Genomic DNA, 17,661 nt, shown 5'->3' with positions numbered 1-17,661 from the left:
AATGATTATGATCCGTTTTTAAACGGGCAGCAAAAATACTGGAAAGTATATCTTAACAATGGTTCAGGATTCAGCGCTACAGCAACACAATGGAATATTCCGGCTGTACTGGATGAGTATGAGCATCGCTTTGCATATGATTACCATGTTGTTGTTGATATGAATGGAGATTCAAAACCGGATTTGGTTCATACTGAAAACCCGGCGACTAATAATGATTATGATCCATTTTTAAATGGTCAGCAAAAATACTGGAAAGTGTATCTTAGTAATGGTTCAGGATTCAGCGCTACAGCAACACAATGGAATATTCCGGTTGTACTGGATGAGTATGAACATCGTTTTGCATATGACTACCATGTTGTTGTTGACATGAATGGAGATTTAAAACCGGATTTGATTCATACCGAAAACCCGGCGACTAATAATGAGTATGACCCCTTTTTAAACGGTCAGCAAAAATACTGGAAAGTGTATCTTAACAACTCCTCAACTTTAGGTACTGTTGGCTTTGAAAACACTGCTAACCAGATTTCTATATATCCAAACCCTTCAAACGGTATATTTAAACTGGAATTGAAAGGTGAACTTGCACAGGATTACACACTAGAGATCTTCAATCTGCAAGGACAGAGAGTTTACCAAAATTCATTAATAAATCTACAGGAAATCGATTTGAGCAATCAGGCAGACGGAATGTATCTTCTTAAATTTTCTGATGGCCAATCAACATTTACAAAGAAAATTGTAAAAGAATAAATTACCCTGCGGTAACATAAATAAAAGAAGCCTTACGAAAAGTAAGGCTTCTTTGTTTGTGGAGAAGATGGGACTATCGCTGTACAAAAACAGTACAATTATAAACCGACTAGCCACAACAAAGACCCCTTTATTACAAAGGATTAAGCCTGAACAAATATAATATTTATTTGAAAGGATTAGATTTAATTTGTAGGTATTTGCCTTCCACCGTACATTTATCGTACAAAATTAAATGATAATGGCATCGGTTAACTTTCTATATCGTTCTACTAAACAAAAAGCACACTTAATAGTACGATTACTTTACAGACATGACGAACAAGACTTTGTATATGGTACAAAAACCAAGTATGAAGTAACTAAAGAATATTGGGAAAAGCAGCATACACAAAAGCGTCCGAAAGATATTGAAATTTCAAATCTACAAACTGACGTTAAAACTGAATTAAACAAGATTGAAAATTATATTATAAATGCTTTCCATAAATCCAACCCTGCAACCATTAGTAAAGAATGGTTAGTTAATCAAATGGATTTATATTATAACCCTGTAAAATTAAAAACTATACCAAAGGAACTAATACCTTACATTGATACTTACATTGAATTTAAAAAATCTGAAGTAACTGAAAGCACAATAAAAAAATGTAAGGTCATTAAACAATTACTTATTAGATATCAGGAGAACAAAGAAACCATTTACATATCCAACGTAGACAATAATTTTAAACTTGATTTCGAGAATTATTGCTTGCAAAATAATTATGCCCCAAATACAATTGCAAGAGCGATCAGATTTATAAAAACAATATGTAAGCATGCAAAATTTAATGGTATTGAAACAAATTTTCAATTAGATAATATTAAAGTAAAGTATGTCAAAACAGATAATATATATTTAACTCCTGAAGATATTACTGCAATTGAAAAAAAAGTGGATTTACCAGCTTATTTAGAAAATGCTAAAGATTGGCTACTGATAAGTTGTTTTACAGGACAAAGAATTTCTGATTTTATGAGATTCAATAAAAATCTGATTAGGTACGAAAAAAATAAATATGACAATTTAGTTCCCTTAATTGAATTTACACAGAAAAAAACGGATAAGATTATGACAGTACCTTTATGGCCAGAAGTAATTAACATACTCAAGAAAAGAAATGGCGATTTTCCTAAATCAATATCAGATCAAAAATATAATGACTATATAAAAGAGGTGTGTAAACTAGCTGGACTGACTGAAATTGTAAAAGGAAGTAAAAAAAGTGAACTCACACCTAACAGCAAAATTTTCAGAAAAGACACAGGTATGTTTGAGAAATGGGAATTAGTTAGTTCACATATAGGAAGACGCTCGTTTGCAACAAATAACTACGGTCAAATACCAACTTCATATCTAACTTACGTGACAGGGCATAGTACCGAATCAATGTTTCTGCAATATATTGGAAAGAGCAATAAGGATATAGCTATGGAATTAACTAATTACATTAAATAGGTTATGATTAATAATTATCATTATTATACGTCAAATCTTACTGACAGGGCAACCAACTTGGTTGAAAAAATTAATCAAGAATACACTATCAAAAAAGGACATAAAGAGATATTCAAAGAATATCTCCAAAACTTATATTTAGAAGTTGATTTGTTTATCATTAATACATTTAACCACCTAGAGGAAACCACGCTGAGCATTATTGAATTTGAACGCTTAAAACCTAAAATAGCGATATTAGGAATTAAGCTAAAAGAAATTGAACAAGAATTACGTTCAAAAGGTCACGATCGTAATTTTGAGTTAGAAGAATTTTACAAGGATGTAAATTATAACAGTAAAAAAGAGGTAACGCATTTAATAACAAATATTACGCAGGTTCAAGACCTTAAATATTTTTTAACCGAAGAACTCTCAAAGTTAAATTTAGCACCCAAAAATCAAATTACTATTATGCAGAATGATTATCCAAAATATAATCCCAATTTTGGAGAGAGATCATGCTATGAGTTACTTTTATATCTCATTGATAACTATTATACATCCAAAAAAATTCAATTAGTAAACATTTGGTTTTATCTTATTGAAAGAGATAGGGACAAATTTAGATTCACTAAACCTAACTTTATATCTTATATCAAACAAACTTGTAATATTGAAATTAAGAATTTTGATCGCCCTCAAAATCATGACCGTGAACGCAAAATTATTGACTCTCATAGGATCAATTTTGAATCAAAATAAAGTTCCAAAAAAAACACATTTTATACCTCTTTTAAAACACATCTTCCGAGTCTTCATTTGCCATCAAAATAGATACAATGAAGACACTCCAATTTATTCAAACAACACCCGAAGCATTAGTAGAACTAATAAATGAAGGTGTAAAAAATCAGCTCGAAGATTTTAAAAAAAATCTAAATCAAAACGACTCTGAAGAACTTTTAACCCGCCAAGAAGCCTATCAATTTTTAAAGATTGATAGTAGTACATTATGGCATTGGACTAATAAAGGGAAAGTTCAGGCATATGGTATTGGCCATCGCCGATATTATAAGAAAAACGAATTAGTCCAATGTTTAAGACCTTTAAAAAAGTAAAATGGGAGCAGAATTAAATATGGATTCTCAAATCTTACTACAATGTCTATTAGATGATATCGAAAAAATAGATTTCAGAAATTATTTTGAAAAATCCGATGAAAAAATAAAACTTCAAAAAAAACACCATTTAGTTCCAGTAATTGAAAATTTATTAGAAAAATCTAATAAAAGAAAATTTAGCCTATGCCGTAAAAATGAAATGATTTATCTCTACAATGGTGAATTTTGGGAACATATTGAAATAGATTTATTTAAAGACTTCTTAGGTGAAGTCGCTGAAAAATCGGGAATTGATAAATATGAATCAAAATTTTATCAATTTAAAGACGAATTACTTAGACAATTTATGTCTGCGGCAGGTCTAGAGGAAATAAGACCTCAAAACAAAACTCTTATAAATCTGAAAAATGGAACTTTTGAGATAAGTAAACACCAACAAATATTACGTTCATTTCAAAAAGGCGATTTCTTGACATACCAACTACCATTCATATACAACCCCAATGCCACCTCTCCAATATTTACTAACTTTCTTAATGAAGTTTTACCTCACTCAGAATTACAAAATGTATTGTCCGAATATTTAGGATATATCTTTATTAAAAATAGCGTTTTAAAGCTAGAAAAAGTCCTGCTTATATATGGAACAGGAGCAAACGGCAAAAGTGTCTTATTTGAGATCGTAAACGCTCTGTTAGGCTTGGAAAACATCACTAGCTATTCTTTGCAATCATTAACGGAGAGAAACGGATATTCTCGTGCAATGATAGCAAATAAGTTACTTAACTATGCCAGTGAAATAAATGGCAAACTAGAAACAAGTGTATTTAAGCAGCTATCTTCAGGTGAGAGCGTGGATGCCCGTTTACCATATGGCAAACCACATAATATTAAAGACTATGCTCGATTAATTTTTAATTGTAATGAATTACCTTCTGAAGTAGAAAACACTCATGCTTATTTCAGAAGATTTTTAATTATCCCTTTCCAAACGACCATCCCTCCAGAGAAACAAGACAAAGAATTAGCTCAAAAAATAATAGAAAATGAATTGTCAGGTGTTTTTAATTGGATTATATCAGGATTAAATAGGCTGCTAGAAAATAAGAAATTTACTGAAAGTGATATAATCCGAAAACAAGTCCAACAATATCAGCTTGAAAGTGACAGTATATTAATGTTTCTTGATGATGAGGAATATATAACTTCTACCACTGAAACTATTGCCGCAAGTACCCTCTATGGACATTACAAATCATATTGCTTTGAGAACGGCGTGATAGTAAAATCGATGAAAATATTCTCTCCTCAATTAGAAAAGATTGGATTTAAAAAGGTAAAAACACGCACTGGACAAATATTTTACATTCAAAAAAGAAATATTTTATAATAGCACATCCAACACAAGCAGCACAAAGTTGCAGTATGTGTTGGATGTGTAATTTAAAAAAGAACTTATTTATTTGTGAAGTCTTTGAAAACTTCATCAAGCTTTCCAAATTTCAATCTTTCAAATTTTTCGTTTGGTAAATAAACTGTTTCATCTAATGTATATAGTTCTTTAAATGACGATATATTTAAATGCTTTTTTAGTATTCCGATAGCCTTAACTCGGGTAGCAGTAGCGGTAACACCATAAGTGTTTTCAAGTTTACCTTGATCTTTGCTATTTGGATTGAATGAGGTTTTCAGAATTGGGATAGATGTAATTGTAATGTTATCTAAATCTGTTTGAGCAAAAGTTTGAAATATTACATAAACCAAATCTCTTTTAACTTGATTTGTTATAGTCTTTTTATCCTCTGTATTCAGAAATTCACTACTAACTCTGACATGAGTATTATTATTTTTAGAGAGGTCTTCTATACAATTTTCTTTGAAATCGCCTGAGGCTTTAAGCATATCGACTATGCTAGTATATTTAGGAAATGCGGCTTCAGATACAAATTCATTATTTAAGTTTTTGCCTCTTAGAATTGTAATTTCTAATTCCGGTGTAAAGCTTGCAGTTGCCCACGCTCCGTTCCCAGATTCATCAGGAAGAAGATCAGGCAAATAAAAATTAATCCATAATTTATCATAATTCATCCTTTCTTCTCTCAACTCATTTGCAAGGTCTATCAACTCTTCTTTACTAACCTTTGATGACAACTTAACCTGCATTCTATCAATGTTCGCGGTGACGTTTTCTTTTAATATTTGATGATTACTACATGACATTAATCCTAGAGTGACCAAAACACAAATTATTTTTTTCATTTTTGAATTTATTACTCTATAACATCCCAAAACAGAGGTTAGTTAAATGAAACAGCGTGGGACATTTCCTATCTGCTAGCAACGTCCGACCAAGAACGCATACACATAATAAGAAAGCCCACGCCTTTGCGTGTGCAATTCTTATCCTTTGTGTATATTATAACTTGGTCGGTTTTGCTAACAAGAATAAGGTTACGCCGATATGTATTATTTCGTTTATTTCATGGGCTAAATTTATAACAATCTTTTAAAATAGGCTTTTAAATCCACTTAAGATTATGCCTTCCTGTAATATTCTTCCTTAAGTTTATATCCAGTATGCCTTTCGTATATTTTAGCAAAATTGATTAGATAATTATCAAACCCGATAAATTTAAAAATCAATAAGTTTACGAGAGTATATAGTCTTAAAGATGCGTAGTGTAAATCCTTATCTTTTAACTCTATTGAACGACCATCTCCAAGTTTTTTATAGTCCGGTACTCTTCCGTGTAAAAAATCGTTTCTTGAGCCTATAACGATCTCATCTTCCTTGTCGATATTAATTGACAGTAATTTGAAAGGCTTAGTTAGTTTTTCTTTATTAGTAACTTGATTTATATGAGTTATCTTTCCTCTAAGAGTATCCACGTCTTTAAAATGTTCATTTTCCACGTACTTATCCAAAACTTCATTTAGCTCTTTTCTGAATTTTCTACTTAAAGGCTTAGATGTAATAGGACAATTTTTTTCAACATCATCTCCTAAAATAATTTGTGCTAAAGATTCTAAAGCTATAGCATACCCACTAGGCCTAAATATCAAACTTGCTTTTCCTGACTCTATAATCAATAATAAAGTAGCTAACAAACTATCATTTTTCATTAACAAATTACATAGTTTTGAAAATTCTTCTTGAGAGAGTGTTCTAAGCTTTTTTTGTTTTAATATTTTGTCTGCATTTTTCTGGTCATGTAGTATCCAAGCAAAAGGATTTGTATTAATTGGATTCATAAAGGTTTTTATTTCACTTCTTAAAGAGCAATAATAAAAATGAATAAAATTCTCCAATTTTTTGTTTGAATAACTAAAGAAATATCCTGTATTACCAGCAAATAGACCCGTTACATATCCTAGCGCAACTCTTACTGCAAAAGTTTTATCTGCAAATTCTTCGTATGATTGTTTCATTTTTGATACTATAACCAAAAAATGATTCTCATTATCATCTTTGATTTGAATGACAGCCAAGTCCTCCTCAAATAGTTTAATTAATGTACCTAATCTTGAGAAAGATAATGTATCAAGCGTAAAATGAAAGTTCATACTTCTTGACAACGGTATCATTAATTTATAATAAAATTTTCTGCGCTTAGAAAATCCCTTGCTATAAGCATCTGTAATTTCTCCTTCAGCAATACCGTCAAAATAGATATTTCCAAGAATAAAGTGTTTGTTCTCATCTTCGAACTCCACTTTTTTTATCCCTTCAACTAAATCCAGTTTCTTTTTTCTACTAAAGTATTTATTTGCATCAAATTCAAATCTAAATTTCTTAGCTATAAATTTTAAACTTACCTTATCTATTCCGTCGAGGGGAGAACCTATTTTTTTTAACGTGCCAATCTTATCGTCCATAAAAGACTTGATAAAATCTAAATTTGTATTGTGATTATATTTTTGCTGTATCAATTCAATACTATATTAATCCGATTCTCTCGAAAGATTGAAGTGCCGCCAATTTCATAAAATTTTCATTGCTGTAATAATTATTATCTAAATGAGATTTGTAATTACTATATGATTCACCAAAATCACTAAATGCTATTCTTGCTTCCTCAAACCATGTAAAACAATCGCCCGCATAAATACTTCTATATCTTTCCTTTATACTAAAAATCTCTTCCCAAGATTCAATCTCATCCGAATGACCTGGAAGATTATTATTTATTTCGATTTCACTAGGAACTATATTTTCAATATTAATATTAAGAAGATTAACATCAAGATTAATTTTTCCATAATTATAAAATGGATAAAATACCTTCTTTTGCATCCCTGACCTTTTAATATCTATAGGGTTTTTTCTTGATTTATAAGCCGAATTACAAGTATGACACATAGGTGCTAAATTCATAAAATGAAGGCTTATAAAAGGATATTGCTCTTTAGGAAAAAAATGATCATATGCCTCTTTTTTTGTATTGTATTCATTTAACATCCTTGCAAAACCGCAATAGGGACATCTTTTCGACTTAAATTCATTAAGCCTAGAAAATTCAACATAATGATCTTTTAATTCGCCAAACAAATCTGTAAAGGCCTTTAACTTCATTACATCGGTATAAAGATATTTTGAAAATTGGTACAAATAATTAGCCAAATCCTTATTAATTATTTTTATATCAGAAAACAAAATAGGCTTCACATTTCCTTCACAAATACCTTTTATATTTATATTGTTATGCAAAGCCTTTCTTAGTAATTTTATATCATTTACTTCTAAATCTTTACAAATTTGGTAAGCACTATTGAGAGGTGTAGTTATATATTTAGAATTTACACTGACCAAATTTTTGTATTTATCAATAACACTATCGCTATCAAAAACATTCGGCATTCCTGGTTTCTTAGCCCTACACAATACTTCAAGAACAATGTAGTTCACAAAGGATTGCCCCTTCGATATTTGACTATTAATATATTGATAATGATATATCATAATTAATTTCTTTTGGAGATTTCTTTAATAAGAATTAATTTTTCTATTGAATCGCCTAATTCGTCATTGATTTCGTTTATTAGCTCAGCAGAATTTCCTTCCACTAAACTTCTTTTTCTAAATTCGTCAATTTTAGTCAAAGCGTAATTACCTATAGTATTTTTCTTTTTGAAAATTTTATTGGTTATAATATTCACAGAAGTTCCAAACGTTTCAAGATTTAAGTCAATAGCATTTTTAGGTTGTTCTCCCTTTTCAAATACAATCACTTTATTAGGATAGCAATCTGATATTATAAAAGGAGAGTGAGATGTTAAAATTACATCTCTCATTAAATGATTTGTTCCACTCATATTCAAGCTATTTTTCAGTAAGGTGATAAATTCAGAACGCCACTCAGGATTGAAATGAGTTTCAGGCTCATCTAATAAGAATAACGTATTTTTATCCTGCAACATTAAACAGATTCCCATAGTATGCAGAAATTGGTGTTCGCCATCCGAGAAAGCTTTTAATAGCATTTCATCCTCAGACCCATTCTTTTTAATTTTAAATAAATTAAAATGAAAAATATGTTGATTTTCCTTAAATGAAGGAATTTTATACATCGCATACAGGCTATCAGACTTATAAATTTCATCTTTGAGTACTTTATCGACCACTCGTAAATTAAGTAATGAAAGTACTTGAAAAGCTTTAAATAGCTTAATCGGTGTTACAAAAAATTCCTTAAAAGCATCTTTTGTAGCCGAATTAACAAAAAAATCTAGGAATTCGAATTCTTCATTTTCATTACTCTTTTGAATATAATTTACCGTCGAGCAGGATCTTAGCTTATCTATTGTATCTCTTACTAACGGAAGTAAATAACCAACATTTGGATCATCATCTTCAAAATATAATTTATGATTGTGTATTACGACTCTAAAACTATGGAGCTTATCAATTTCGAGTTGATCTTTAATTGGTTTTAAAGTGTCGTCTGACTGTAAAAGAAAATTAGATAATAGTATTGCTTGGCTCATATGGTAATCCATATATATTAAGCTACTTTCAGGTTTTATTTCTAAATCATAATCTAACTTTATAATATCTCTATTTCTTAAATGATATAAATATTCGTCTAATTGCAACAATCTTGATTTGACAAAAGGCAGACTTAAAATTTCATTTTCCCCTGAAGAATAACCTATAACTAACTCGGGTAAATACCTCCTTATAGATATTGTAAGTTCTTCAAACTTTTGATCACCGACATCATCCTGAGCTTTGATCTTGATTTGAGGTGCCTCATTTAATCCTTTACGTATCACAACATTTATATAATCTTTTACAGATTTTTTTGCGGAGTCCTTTGGAATTATATAATATTCTAATTCATAAGATATTGGCTCAGATTTTATTCTATTAAAATCATTTTTGAGAAATGATGAATATTCTGGATTTAAAGTGCAACATTCTAAATGGTAAAATATATTTGCTAAGGCCTCTAAAACATTAGATTTGCCACTACCGTTTAAACCCGCAAAACAATATGGATGAAATTCGATCCAAGAATTATTTGGCTCCTCTTCTCTGAAGTTCAATGTAAAACCTTTGAATAAACTTCGGAATTTTTCTAATATTGTTAGCTTTACTAGTTTCATTTAATCTTTAATTCAACTTCATTATCAAATAAAACCTGTGAAATTCCATAATTATTTTTCTCTGACTTTTCAAGAATTTTAAACAATAAATCTTTTTTTATGTTGTAATCAATTTGATTGACAAATTGGTTGTTTTTAAACAATGAGATCAAATCATTTAACTCTTCGGTGTTATTTATCATATCTTCAATTTCATCGAATTCAACTTTTTTACCAACAAATGATAATTCTAAAGAAGATTCAAATAAAGTATTTATAACACTTTTTGAATGTTTAATTTTTTGTTTTTGAGACTCCACTAAAGAATGAAAAAAATTGAACTTATTGATATTATTTAATCCTTCCTTTCCATCTGGAAGAAAAATTTCAATTTCTTTGATAAAAGTAGAATTTAGGTTCATTTGTCTAGCTCCTTTTCTTTTACTTAGGTAATATTCTTTTGAATAATTAAGACTATAATACACAAAAAGTGTATAATTCTCATCATCCAGTTTCGAATACATTACTGCTTGATTACAAGAACATTCAAATTTGTTTATGCTCATTTTAAAAGCTGCTGTATCATACATTCCAATGAGTATACTATTAACGGGAATTATCTTGGCATTAGAATTTTTAATTGCCTCATTAGAAATTTTCTTTTTGCTTTCTTCTACAAACACATTACCCAATTCACCCGAATTTAACCAAGGAATATCTCCGATATAGTACTCATCAATATTGGTATCGGGAGTACCTCCAGATTTCCAGTCCCCTAGCTCGGATAATTTTTTTATTGTTTTCCAATTTCTTGAATTAGATATAGGATCACCAAATAATTCTAAAAATACAGATCTTAATAAGCTATCTAATTTATTGATACTTTGCTTTCTTTTTTCTTTTAATACCTCAATTACCTTCAAAATAGAGATTATTCTATTTTGCTCATCTATGGGAGGGATTGGTATTTTAATTAATCCAAGTCTTTCTTTTGTTATAGAGTCAATACCTGTAGTTTTATTTGCTATCAACCCTAAATCCAAATTTAAAAGATAGTAATATAAATAATAATTATTTATTAGAGTATTATCAATAATCTCTAAAGCAAAAATATGACTAACAATATATGCGTCTACACCTAGAATAGCGCGGTGGTTTTGTGAAACTGACCCACTTCTTGGCAACAGAACAGAACCACTTTTTATTAATTTATAAGATTTTTTTTCAGCATAATCTGAACTAATTTTTTTTTCAGTATCAACCAAGTTTGTTGTCAAATGATATTTCCCCAAATCTTTCATCTTCACGAATGGAACTCCTTCACTATTTGAAAAAGCACTGTCGATTTGAGGATTTGGATTTCCTCCAATTATTTCGCAAAGGTTATATAGATATTCTACTCTCATTCAATTATCTTCGCTAGTTCACTGTAATTTTCAAAAATTTCTTCTTCAAGTTTTATTAATTGTGATAGTATTTTTTGGGGAGGGTCATATCCTTTAGGAATATAACTAATCTCATAATATTTAGTATAATTTAATTCAAACTTATTTTCTATAATTTTTTCAATGTCTATATAAAAATGTTGTAACCTTAAATCGTCTTGAGGTTTTGTATCTCTTGTTTTAAATTCGTCAATGGTATCAACTAAGGGAAAATCCCCAATAATTTTTTTCCTATTCGTATCTAATGTATATCCGTCCGATCTCATCTCATAAAACCAAACACGGTTAGTATTATAAACTTCACTTTTAAATTGTTTCTTTGTAAATAGCAATATAGAAGTTTTTACAGCTGTATATGGATTAAATACCCCACTAGGCATCGATATAACAGCCTCTAAATCACAATCTTTTAACAAAATCTCTCTCGTTTTCTTATAAGCTTTAGCAGAATTAAAAAGAACTCCTTCTGGCACAATTACCGCAGCTTTGCCTTCCTTTTTTAGCATAAATATAATACGTTCTAAAAAAAGTAGCTCAGTCTGCAATGTTTGTCCTTTCTTAGCATCTTCTTTTATATCATAAATACGATTTAAATTTTTACTAATTGTTCTACTATTAACTTTAGCAGCAAATGGAGGATTAGCTAGTATATATTTATAATATTCTTTGCCGTATGTATTTTCCTTTAAAACATCTGTGCTTATAGATTTTATAAGTCTTATTTTCCCCTGAATCTTTGTTTCATTTAAATCATCTGTTTTTATATTATCTACCTCTTTTTGGTGCATTGATCTCTCATACTCATCTGATAGAGTATTAATATTAGTGATCTTAGGCTTTGTAATTCCATGCATCATCATATTCATCATCCCAATTCTGACCATTGTGGAATCTATATCATATCCAATAAATGTGTCCTCTAATAATTGAACTTTTCTTTTAGATGATAACTTAGAGCCATCTAAACCCTTTTCCAAGTGATTATCCTCATCTAACTCTTTGTATTTAGAATTCTCTTTGAGAATATATTGAAATGCACCAACAAGAAATCCAGAAGTCCCACTAGTTACATCACATATTTTCGTATCAGTTTCAATTTTAGGTGCTAGCAATTCAGCCATCATTTGAATTATATGCCTTGGCGTTCTAAATTGTCCATTTTTACCAGCTTCATTTGTAGCCTTTAGTAAATATTCATATACGTCACCTTGAATATCTTGAAAGTGCTGATTTTGTGCTTCTTCTTCCTCAATTTTTATAAAAATATCATCGATGATTTTTACAGCATCTTCAATTAATGAAGGAGTATTTATATCAAATTTTGCCTTTTTCATTTCAATAGCAAAGGGTTCTTCTTCTTTTGCCAAATCATTCTGAATAAATGTAAAAACTTCATTTATTCTTTCCTTAAGTTCTATATCTTCCAAATCCTTATAGGAACTCCATTTATATTTATCGTCAATTTCTGGATGAAATTTTTCTAAACGCCTCATAAAAAGTAAATACGAGATTTGCTCTATAGCACTAATTGGATTTGTTAACCCTCCACCCCATAGTCTGTCCCAAAGAAGTTGTATTTTATTTTTTATATCTGAAGTAAGCATAATATATTCAATAATGTGTTTGTGGTAAAGTTAGAAAATTATTGCTGCAAATGATAAGAATCGAAAGAGCAAATATCTCGGACGCCTTTTGGATAAAACATAAAACAATTTTTATAACACTTTTAGAAGATGTGCCAAGTGTTTTTATATCGAAGTACGCAACATATTGCTTGAGTGAAAATAATGTCTTACAGTAACTAAAAACATATCTGAGAAGTAGCCGTAAAGCCAGCCGTACAATAATCGTACATATTTATAAAACAAAAAACTGCAATCATTTAATTTAAAATGAATTGCAGTTTTAATATGTGGAGAAGATGGGAGTCGAACCCACGACCTCTTGCATGCCATGCAAGCGCTCTAGCCAGCTGAGCTACATCCCCATTAAGTGAGGCAAATATAATCTATTTAATTCCGAACTCACAAATTTCAAATTACAAACTTTTAAAAAAGTATTCCCCTTTTCGGCAATTGGTTTATTTTTACCGTAAAATAATTTACAATGTCAACTACCACCAGGCCGAACGGCTCTCTCTATACAAGGATCGATAACAGTATTGCAACTGTAGAATTTGGCCATCCGGCAAGCAACTCGTTTCCAGGCGAGCTACTGCAACGCCTAACGGATGAACTGAACACACTTAGCAACAATGCTCAGGTAAACGTTATTATTCTTAAAAGTGAGGGTGAAGGCGCTTTTTGTGCCGGCGCTTCATTCGATGAATTGTTAGCAGTTTCAAACCTTGAGCAGGGCGCTGTATTCTTCTCTGGTTTTGCCAATGTTATTAATGCTATGCGCAAATGTTCTAAACTTATTGTTGGCCGCATACACGGCAAAGCTGTTGGCGGCGGCGTAGGCATAGCTGCAGCCTGCGATTATGCGCTGGCTACCGTAAACAGCGCAGTGAAATTATCTGAACTGACCATTGGCATAGGTCCGTTTGTAATTGCTCCCGCTGTAGAGCGTAAAATGAGCAAGGCAGCCTTGTCTGAAATGACACTGGCAGCACATGAATGGAAAAATGCTTACTGGGCCCAGGAAAAAGGTCTTTATGCCAAAGTTTTTGAAGATATAAAAGAGCTGGATAATGAACTGGATATCTTTGCACAGAAGCTAGCTTCCTACAATCCTGAGGCTTTAGCTGACATGAAAAAAGTGCTATGGGAAGGCACAGAAAACTGGGATACACTTTTAGCAGACAGGGCTAAAATATCCGGACGTTTGGTGCTCTCAAACTTTACCAAAAATGCTTTGGCGCAGTTCAAGAAATAATTAGCCTCTTGTCTTTAGCCAGCCGGTAATGCTAAGGCGCTCCCTTTTAACGGGTTTCACTTCGTGCTCCAGTACCTGGCTTTCAAAAACAACCATCCTGCCCTGAACGGGATAGACATCTATTGCCTTTTCTGATCCATTATCATCGAGATAGATAGTGAGTTCTCCGCCATATTCAGGCTTCCAGTCTTCAGTATTCAGGTAGCAAACAACCGATAATTTGCGTCTGCTATCATTCTGAAAGGTATCAAGATGACGTTTGTAGAAGGTCCCTTCAGGATATAATGCATAATGGAATTCCTTTTCGTTTATACCCATAAAGCAAGTTCGGTTCAGGTAATCCTTAAAATCGTTTAGCTTGTTAAAAAAATGCGCTTCGGCACCAGATGCATTTTGTTCATTAAGCCAAAGGATAAAATCTCCCCTTACGGCATCTATTATCTTTTCATTAGCCTGATTGCCTATTGCCGATTTCTTAAACCTGTCTTCATCATATTTTTCTAAAAGGGAAGTACGCAGGCCAAGCACTTCTTCTTTTGTAAAGAAGTCGTCTATAACACTGTATTTCTTCTCCATAAGGTCATCTATAACCTTTTCATACAACGGGTTTAACTGCAAATCGTCCATGTGTAATTAAATATAAACAGTCAAAGATACTCTGAAAACCGATAGCTTTATAATAAATCAAAATGATGCATATTATTTAGTAAATTTGCAGGCTTAATACATAACAATGAGTAAAATCAGGATTACCAAACAGTTTACTTTCGAAACAGGCCATGCACTATACGGCTATGACGGCAAATGCAAAAATGTGCACGGTCATAGCTATAAGCTTTCGGTAACAGTAATAGGCTCGCCTATAACCGACAGCACCAATGTAAAATTTGGAATGGTGATTGATTTTGGCGATTTGAAAAAAATTGTTAAAGAAGACATTGTAGACATTTTTGACCACGCTACGGTATTCAACCAGAACACTCCCCATGTAGAGCTCGCCAACGAGCTTAAAAAACGCGGACACCATGTTATCCTGGTAGACTACCAGCCAACAAGCGAGAATATGGTAATTGACTTTGCCGATAAGATAAGGAAAAGATTACCAGACAATATACAACTCCATTCACTTCGCCTTCAGGAAACCGAAACTTCCTTCGCCGAATGGTTCCAAAGTGATAATCTATAAAATTTAAAAGCCTCATTACTGAGGCTTTTTTTTATTTCAATCGTTGGCTGACCATAATATTACGTTATTCTTTAATACACATTCCTGTAACAGGCATGATATTTATTACGACACCCTACAGCTGATTCTATTGCCACAAATAAAAAATCCCGCCATAAGGCGGGATTCTCATCTATAAAATTGGTTTGTTAAGACGAAATCTGTGTGTGATTATTTCTTAACAACTAAGAATTCTGAACGACGGTTTTGTGCATGCTGCTCTTCAGTACAGTTTTCACCACAATTAACCTTAGGCACGCTCTCACCATAGCCCTGACCAGAGATACGCTCTTTAGCGATACCTTTAGAGATGATGTACTGAACTGTAGATTTAGCCCTGTTGTTAGATAGTGTCATGTTGTACTTGTCTGAACCTCTGTTATCCGTGTGAGCTTTAACCATAACAACCATGTTAGGGTATTTTTTCATCGTTTCAACAGCTTTGTCAAGTTCAAATGCAGCTTCTTTAGTTATGTTACTCTTATTGAATTCAAAGAAGATCTCATTAAGAGCTATAACATCATCAACAATAATTTTTTCAACCGGATCAAGGTTTGCATCTACATTTACAGTGCCACCGTTAGTTTTAGCTATAGGGAAGCTGTTGTTTACATAACCCTCTGCCGATGCCTGAACAGTATATGCTTTGTTACAGTCAATGCTGTAATCAACTTTACCGTCAGCACCTGCTGTCCTTGTTTCTATTACGTTGTTTCTGTCATCAAGAATTGCAACTCTTGCACCCGGAAGTACTTTTCCGGTTTTAGCATCTCTTGCCACGATAACTGCCTCAACACCACATACCGGAGTAGCAAGGTAAAGCTTGTCTACACCTGTACGGTTACTTGAAAAGAAACCAATGTTTTTAGTCGTATTAAAACTGAATGCAAAGTCATCTTTTCCTGTATTTACAGGAGCACCAACGTTCTTAGCATCAGTTCCTTTGTTAAGATCAACAACGAATACATCAAGACCTCCAAGACCACCAGGCCTGTCAGAAGAGAAGTATAGCTTGTTATCATCTGTAATAAAAGGGAAGCTTTCTTTACCTTCAGTATTTATTTTATTACCAAGGTTTACAGGCTCACCATAGCTATTGTTACCTTTTACTTCTACCTTCCAGATGTCCTGCCCACCAAGTGTACCGGTTCTGTTAGATGAGAAATAAAGCCATTTGCCATCTTTACTTATTGAAGGGTTCTGCGTAGACCATTCTTTGCTATTGAAAGGCAATAACTGAGCCTCGCCCCATTTGTCACCATCTTTAACTGCTCTGTAAAGGAATACCTGACCAATCTTAAGGTTCATTTCCTTATCTCTTTCAAACTGCTTGCGCTCGTTGAAACTTTCACTGTTAAAATACATTGTTTTACCATCTGCACTTACAGCTACGGGCCCATCATGCCATTTGGTATTCAGCTCAGAAAGCGGTGTAGGCTCACTGAAAGTACCGTTAGCATTGTAAGTCGAGTTGTAAATATCCAGATATGGCTCTTCGTTAGTACCATATTTCTTTCTAGCCGTGTTACGTGTAGATGCAAAATAGAAATTGTTGTCATCTGCAAGCACACCACCAAATGATCCGTATTTGTCATCATTGATGTCAAGTACTTTCTCATCAAAAAGCTTAGTCTGTGACTTAAGTTTTGGAAGATAATTAGGATCCTGGTTAAAGATTATCGCTCTTTGATCCTGTGGAACCATTGATGCAAATTTCTTCATCTGCGTGTTAGCTTCCTCATATTTGCCTTCTGCCTTAAGCATCTGTGCATAACGATAGTAAGTCTCTGCGTCCTGAGGAGTTGCAGTTGCTTTAGCATACCATTGTACAGCTTCTTTAGAATTAAAGATGTTGTAGTAGCTATCCGCAATTTGTTTGTAAACATAAGGGCTGCCTTCCAGTTTCTGGTATTCTTTGGCAGCATCCATATAATCAAGCCTCGCAAATAACTTGTCGGCCTTCTCTGTCTCTTTTGTCTGGGCTGTCATTGCCATGGTAGCAAGTACAAGACCAAGTGTGATGTATAAATTCTTCATTTTCTTTAAGTCGCTTTAGGATTAGAAATAACGAGGTGAACGAGATACTTTCTTAGGGAAGTTCAGGTCAAACAACAGCATGATCTCGTGAGAGGCAGGTGTAGTCACTTTCAGGTCAGACACGATATG

15 protein-coding genes, 1 tRNA gene and 1 pseudogene are annotated in these 17,661 nt (G+C 32.2%); 7 read left to right on the top strand and 10 right to left on the bottom strand.

Going from position 1 to position 17,661, the window contains the following annotated elements; genetic code table 11:
- From ACX0HA_RS17390 to ACX0HA_RS17370, 5 genes are all read left to right on the top strand, one after another.
- Positions 1–759, top strand: a 759-nt coding sequence (locus tag ACX0HA_RS17390; RefSeq protein ID WP_458846579.1) for a T9SS type A sorting domain-containing protein, incomplete at its 5' end; no start/stop codon positions are given.
- Between the two features lie 241 nt (positions 760–1,000).
- The gene (locus ACX0HA_RS17385) at positions 1,001–2,260 is read left to right on the top strand and encodes a tyrosine-type recombinase/integrase (protein ID WP_458846578.1); all 1,260 of its coding nucleotides are present in this window, start codon (positions 1,001–1,003) and stop codon (positions 2,258–2,260) included.
- A gap of 3 nt (positions 2,261–2,263) precedes the next feature.
- Positions 2,264–3,004 carry a hypothetical protein gene (locus tag ACX0HA_RS17380; protein ID WP_458846577.1) on the top strand — a complete coding sequence of 247 codons (741 nt, stop codon included), beginning with the start codon at positions 2,264–2,266 and terminating at the stop codon, positions 3,002–3,004.
- A 77-nt stretch (positions 3,005–3,081) separates the two neighbouring features.
- Positions 3,082–3,360: a helix-turn-helix domain-containing protein gene (locus ACX0HA_RS17375; protein ID WP_458846576.1), complete on the top strand. Its 279-nt coding sequence runs from the start codon at positions 3,082–3,084 to the stop codon at positions 3,358–3,360.
- 1 nt (position 3,361) lies between these two features.
- A complete protein-coding gene (locus tag ACX0HA_RS17370) occupies positions 3,362–4,753 on the top strand; it encodes a DNA primase family protein (protein WP_458846575.1) in 1,392 nt (463 codons plus the stop codon).
- A 65-nt stretch (positions 4,754–4,818) separates the two neighbouring features.
- Here ACX0HA_RS17370 and ACX0HA_RS17365 read toward each other — a convergent pair whose 3' ends face one another.
- The 7 genes from ACX0HA_RS17365 to ACX0HA_RS17335 all read right to left on the bottom strand — a co-directional run bounded on the left by ACX0HA_RS17365 (position 4,819) and on the right by ACX0HA_RS17335 (position 13,380).
- Entirely contained in the window at positions 4,819–5,622 is an 804-nt protein-coding gene (locus ACX0HA_RS17365) for a hypothetical protein (RefSeq protein WP_458846574.1), read from the bottom strand.
- Between the two features lie 276 nt (positions 5,623–5,898).
- Entirely contained in the window at positions 5,899–7,239 is a 1,341-nt protein-coding gene (locus ACX0HA_RS17360) for a hypothetical protein (protein ID WP_458846573.1), read from the bottom strand.
- Positions 7,240–7,300: 61 nt separating this feature from the next.
- Entirely contained in the window at positions 7,301–8,269 is a 969-nt protein-coding gene (locus ACX0HA_RS17355) for a hypothetical protein (RefSeq protein ID WP_458846572.1), read from the bottom strand.
- Between the two features lie 56 nt (positions 8,270–8,325).
- A complete protein-coding gene (locus ACX0HA_RS17350) occupies positions 8,326–9,969 on the bottom strand; it encodes a restriction system-associated AAA family ATPase (protein ID WP_458846571.1) in 1,644 nt (547 codons plus the stop codon).
- Positions 9,966–11,354, bottom strand: coding sequence for a restriction endonuclease subunit S (locus ACX0HA_RS17345; RefSeq protein ID WP_458846570.1), 1,389 nt, complete (start codon positions 11,352–11,354; stop codon positions 9,966–9,968). Before ACX0HA_RS17345 ends, ACX0HA_RS17350 begins: the two co-directional genes overlap by 4 nt.
- The gene (locus ACX0HA_RS17340; RefSeq protein WP_458846569.1) at positions 11,351–12,997 is read right to left on the bottom strand and encodes a class I SAM-dependent DNA methyltransferase; all 1,647 of its coding nucleotides are present in this window, start codon (positions 12,995–12,997) and stop codon (positions 11,351–11,353) included. The genes ACX0HA_RS17345 and ACX0HA_RS17340 overlap by 4 nt, the downstream gene beginning before the upstream one ends.
- A gap of 309 nt (positions 12,998–13,306) precedes the next feature.
- Positions 13,307–13,380, bottom strand: a tRNA-Ala gene (locus ACX0HA_RS17335).
- A gap of 119 nt (positions 13,381–13,499) precedes the next feature.
- Between ACX0HA_RS17335 and ACX0HA_RS17330 the strand changes: the two genes are divergently transcribed.
- The gene (locus tag ACX0HA_RS17330) at positions 13,500–14,270 is read left to right on the top strand and encodes an enoyl-CoA hydratase/isomerase family protein (protein WP_458846568.1); all 771 of its coding nucleotides are present in this window, start codon (positions 13,500–13,502) and stop codon (positions 14,268–14,270) included.
- Here ACX0HA_RS17330 and ACX0HA_RS17325 read toward each other — a convergent pair whose 3' ends face one another.
- A complete protein-coding gene (locus tag ACX0HA_RS17325) occupies positions 14,271–14,897 on the bottom strand; it encodes a 2OG-Fe(II) oxygenase (RefSeq protein WP_458846567.1) in 627 nt (208 codons plus the stop codon).
- Between the two features lie 106 nt (positions 14,898–15,003).
- On the opposite strand from ACX0HA_RS17325, the gene ACX0HA_RS17320 reads away from it, so the two are divergent.
- Positions 15,004–15,456: a 6-pyruvoyl trahydropterin synthase family protein gene (locus tag ACX0HA_RS17320; RefSeq protein WP_458846566.1), complete on the top strand. Its 453-nt coding sequence runs from the start codon at positions 15,004–15,006 to the stop codon at positions 15,454–15,456.
- A gap of 210 nt (positions 15,457–15,666) precedes the next feature.
- On the opposite strand, the gene ACX0HA_RS17315 is transcribed toward ACX0HA_RS17320, so the two are convergent.
- Entirely contained in the window at positions 15,667–17,532 is a 1,866-nt protein-coding gene (locus tag ACX0HA_RS17315) for an OmpA family protein (protein WP_458846565.1), read from the bottom strand.
- A gap of 21 nt (positions 17,533–17,553) precedes the next feature.
- A pseudogene (locus ACX0HA_RS17310) lies at positions 17,554–17,661 on the bottom strand (PorP/SprF family type IX secretion system membrane protein); the annotation flags it as partial.

The sequence above is a fragment of the Flavobacterium hauense genome (assembly GCF_054457175.1).
Note: the sequence above shows the minus strand (reverse complement) of the source record. Positions and strands in the feature narration are given on the sequence as shown.

Bases quoted from the DNA above. Each gene is read 5' to 3' on its own strand.
- ACX0HA_RS17340 (WP_458846569.1), bottom strand. From the start codon at position 12,997: ATGCTTACTTCAGATATAAAAAATAAAATACAACTTCTTTGGGACAGA.
- ACX0HA_RS17380 (WP_458846577.1), top strand. From the start codon at position 2,264: ATGATTAATAATTATCATTATTATACGTCAAATCTTACTGACAGGGCA.
- ACX0HA_RS17365 (WP_458846574.1), bottom strand. From the start codon at position 5,622: ATGAAAAAAATAATTTGTGTTTTGGTCACTCTAGGATTAATGTCATGT.
- ACX0HA_RS17330 (WP_458846568.1), top strand. From the start codon at position 13,500: ATGTCAACTACCACCAGGCCGAACGGCTCTCTCTATACAAGGATCGAT.
- ACX0HA_RS17385 (WP_458846578.1), top strand. From the start codon at position 1,001: ATGGCATCGGTTAACTTTCTATATCGTTCTACTAAACAAAAAGCACAC.
- ACX0HA_RS17325 (WP_458846567.1), bottom strand. From the start codon at position 14,897: ATGGACGATTTGCAGTTAAACCCGTTGTATGAAAAGGTTATAGATGAC.
- ACX0HA_RS17315 (WP_458846565.1), bottom strand. From the start codon at position 17,532: ATGAAGAATTTATACATCACACTTGGTCTTGTACTTGCTACCATGGCA.
- ACX0HA_RS17345 (WP_458846570.1), bottom strand. From the start codon at position 11,354: ATGAGAGTAGAATATCTATATAACCTTTGCGAAATAATTGGAGGAAAT.
- ACX0HA_RS17350 (WP_458846571.1), bottom strand. From the start codon at position 9,969: ATGAAACTAGTAAAGCTAACAATATTAGAAAAATTCCGAAGTTTATTC.
- ACX0HA_RS17360 (WP_458846573.1), bottom strand. From the start codon at position 7,239: ATGGACGATAAGATTGGCACGTTAAAAAAAATAGGTTCTCCCCTCGAC.
- ACX0HA_RS17375 (WP_458846576.1), top strand. From the start codon at position 3,082: ATGAAGACACTCCAATTTATTCAAACAACACCCGAAGCATTAGTAGAA.
- ACX0HA_RS17320 (WP_458846566.1), top strand. From the start codon at position 15,004: ATGAGTAAAATCAGGATTACCAAACAGTTTACTTTCGAAACAGGCCAT.
- ACX0HA_RS17370 (WP_458846575.1), top strand. From the start codon at position 3,362: ATGGGAGCAGAATTAAATATGGATTCTCAAATCTTACTACAATGTCTA.